Source organism: Allocoleopsis sp., assembly GCF_036703385.1.
GTDB lineage: Bacteria > Cyanobacteriota > Cyanobacteriia > Cyanobacteriales > Coleofasciculaceae > Allocoleopsis.
This window is the reverse complement of the sequence record NZ_DATNPA010000069.1, coordinates 1-3,505: the sequence shown is the minus strand read 5'-3', so window position 1 is coordinate 3,505 and position 3,505 is coordinate 1. Positions and strand designations below refer to the sequence as shown.

Sequence of the window (3,505 nt, the reverse complement as noted above, 5' to 3'; positions counted from 1 at the left end):
AGTGGGTTTGGGAAAAAGGGCATGGGGTATTTGATGACACAGGTGAGCTTTTGGGTATCGAAGGCTTTATTACAGACATTACCGAGCGCAAACGAGCTGAGGATGCCTTACGACAGGCTGAGGCCAACTATCGCAGTATTTTTGAGAATGCTTCGGAAGGGATTTTCCAATCCACAAAGGATGGACGTTATATTGCGGCTAATCGAGCGCTAGCACAGTTGTATGGCTACTCAACCCCTGCTGAACTCATGGAACGTCTGACGGATATCGAGCATCAGTTGTATGTTCAGCCGAATCGACGCACGGAGTTCATCCGCCTGCTGCAAGCCAATGATGTGGTTGTAGCATTTGAATCCCAGGTCTACCGTAAAGATGGCAGTGTGATTTGGATTTCTGAGAATGCTCGTGCAGTGCGCGATACGAGTACGGGTGAGCTGCTGTACTACGAAGGCACGGTTGAAGATATCAGCGAACACAAGCGGGTGAAAGAGCAGCTCCATGAGCGGGCGTTTTATGATCCATTGACAGAATTACCAAATCGTGCATTGTTTATGGATCGCTTGACCCATACGGTAGAGCGGGCGAAACGGCATCCTAACTATCGATTTGCCGTCTTGTTTTTAGATTTGGATCGTTTTAAAGTCGTTAATGATAGCCTAGGGCATCTGATTGGGGATCAGCTACTGATTGCGATCGCACGTCGATTAAAAGGCTGTGTGCGAACAGAAGATACCGTCGCCCGTTTAGGGGGAGATGAGTTTACCATCCTGCTGGAAGATATCGAAGAGATTAACCAAGCCATCCGCGTCGCGGAGAGAATTCAGCAAGAACTCAAGGCACCGTTTAATCTAGACGGACACGAAGTTTTCAGCGGCGCGAGTATCGGTATAGTTCTTAGTCAAGAGTTGAGTAAGAATAGCTTTACACTCGACTATGATCGACCCGAAGACTTGCTACGTGATGCTGACACAGCCTTGTACCGTGCAAAGGCTTTGGGTAAGGCACGCTATGAAGTGTTCGACTTGACCATACACCAAAAGGCCGTGGCGCTGTTAGAGTTAGAGACTGACCTACGGCGAGCGATCGAACATCAGGAATTTCAGCTTCACTATCAACCCATTGTTTCTCTAACCACCGATCAGATTACTGGTTTTGAGGCACTGTTGCGCTGGCAGCATCCTACACGGGGTCTCGTTTATCCAAGCGAATTCATCTCGATTGCAGAAGAAACTGGACTCATCATTCCCATTGGCTGGTGGACGCTTCGTGAGGCTTGTCATCAGTTACGTCGTTGGCAAGAAGAGTTGAAGGTTGGAAGGTTGAATGTTGAAGGCTCACAAGAACAGTTGAAGGTTGGCAGGTTGAATGTTGAAGGTTCGCAAGAACAGTTGAAGGTTGGCAGGTTGAATGTTGAAGGCTCAAACCAGACTTTTAACTTTCAACCTTCTAACCTGCAACCTGGAACCCAAACAAACCTGCAACCTGTAACTCAAACTAAGCTGCAACCTACAACCCAAACTAACTTTCAACTGTCAGAGTCTCTTACAATCAATGTGAATTTTTCTAGCAAACAATTTTTGCAACCCGACGCCCTCGCACAAATCAACCAAATTCTTCAGGAAACAGGTCTCGAAGGATGTTATTTAAGGCTGGAAATCACTGAAACATGCTTACTGGAAGACCCAGAGACAGCAGCCACTTTGGCTCAACAGCTTAAAGCTCAGCAGATTGGCTTGTGTATTGATGATTTTGGAACAGGCTATTCTTCATTAAGTTATTTGCATCAATTTCCAATTAATATCCTTAAAATCGATCGCTCTTTTGTCAGTCACATTGGCACAGTTGAGGGAGATTCTCCTCCAGATTCAGCATCAGATAAAGTCCAAAACCGACCCCTGCAAATTGCTCGAACAATTGTGATGCTAGCCCAGCATATGGAAATGGAGGTGATTGCAGAAGGAGTAGAAACCACTCAGCAACTCACCCAACTCCAAGCGCTCAAGTGCCAGTATGGTCAAGGCTATCTCTTCTCTCAGCCTCAGGATGCCTCTGCTACTGAGCTATTACTCAGAGGCGATAGCCAAGAGTAATATCCAATACCTCAATATTTGCTACAAATCAATCTTCGCGTCCCCGTGTCAATCATCTGTAGCAAACTTAAGGAGAAGCGAAATTATAGCAGTTCTCATTTTGGTGGAGTATAAGCCTCTGGGTTTTTCTCGAACCTACATTCCGCCCTTAAAGTGTCACATCCAGATAATTTTCGCCTTTAACGAGCCGATCCGCCCCCCAACCCCCAATTCTGGGGAAGCCGGAGTTCAAAGTCCCCCAAAATTGGGGGATTTAGGGGGCAAATTCCGCAGGGTCTCGCTTACGTCAGTGACATTCAACTGAAATGCGCATCAGCTTAGTACTCGCACGGGAAAGTGGTGACAGCCCCATCGGGAGCAAGGGAAGAGAAAGGTTTGGAGAGAGCTTTCCAGACCCCATTTTTGCATAAGCTCTCCATGTCTAGAGATATAGGTCGGTAGAGAGTCGATAGTCATCATCAACTAGGACAATTTACCATGAATACGAAGAAAATCGAAGCTAAAGATTTAAAAAATATAGAGCGATGGTCAATTACTCTGGGTATTTTCCTAATTCTTCTTGGTATCCTAGCGATAGTGACTCTTCCGAGCATTCTGGGGATTCTAGCGATCGCATCTCCAATCGTTGCCTTGCGGTCGATGACTGTTGTACTTTCTTGGACTTTTCTGGTTGCTGGTATCCTCCGGATTAGTTTAACAATTCAGACGCAATATGAAAAAGGGTTTTGGCTACAAATCCTTCTCAGTGTTTTTCATTTTGCTGTTAGTATCCTGCTTTTTAAACACATCATTGGCTCCGTCTTTCCTCTGGCACTGGCTTTGGGAATTACCATCTTTATTGAAGGAGTGTTTGAGGTGTTTTTAGCATTTCGGTTGCGCCCGAATTCGATTTGGAATTGCTTGCTATTGTTACAGGGGATTGCCATGATTATTTTGGGGATTTCAATTGGGTCAAAGAAACCCTTCAGCGATTTCGCTATCCTCGTACTACTTCCTGGTATTAGCCTTCTCTCCACTGGACTCTGGACGATTGTGTTCTCACAAGCGATTTGCGCAAAGCTTCAGCAACGCCTACCACTCAACCAAGTCGTGCTTGTCAGAGCCCGCTGCCCATAATAATAAAGGGTGCCCAATAATAGGGATGACGAAAGGCACGGTGATCAACGGTACGTGGCAAGCTGTTATTGTTAAATTCACTCACGCCTGTATTTTTGCCTTGAAAGAGTGCGAGTTGAGCTTGACGCAGAGCTTGTGCTGTCCCTACAGGGGAGGTAGGTGTTCCTTTAGCCAAGTTTTCGTAAAATTGCTCCATAAGTAGGCGAGTACTATAATCATCCACCTTCCATAAAGATGCCATCACAGTTTTAGCTCCACCTTTGAGAAAGTAATAGCCAACACCAGCAATTTCCCTGCCA

At 45.9% G+C, this 3,505-nt stretch carries 3 protein-coding genes; 2 read left to right on the top strand and 1 reads right to left on the bottom strand.

All coding sequences use genetic code 11. From position 1 onward, the window contains the following. Window positions 1–2,090: putative bifunctional diguanylate cyclase/phosphodiesterase (locus tag V6C93_RS03705; protein WP_333475300.1), on the top strand; the 2,090-nt coding region annotated here is incomplete at its 5' end. 477 nt (window positions 2,091–2,567) lie between these two features. Beyond that, window positions 2,568–3,206, top strand: coding sequence for an HdeD family acid-resistance protein (locus V6C93_RS03700; RefSeq protein WP_333475299.1), 639 nt, complete (start codon window positions 2,568–2,570; stop codon window positions 3,204–3,206). Here the strand turns inward: V6C93_RS03700 and V6C93_RS03695 are convergent. Continuing rightward, window positions 3,187–3,505: CHAT domain-containing protein (locus tag V6C93_RS03695; protein ID WP_333475298.1), on the bottom strand; the 319-nt coding region annotated here is incomplete at its 5' end. The genes V6C93_RS03700 and V6C93_RS03695 overlap by 20 nt on opposite strands.

Coding starts and splice junctions, on each gene's coding strand:
- V6C93_RS03700 (WP_333475299.1), top strand. CDS start 2,568: ATGAATACGAAGAAAATCGAAGCTAAAGATTTAAAAAATATAGAGCGA.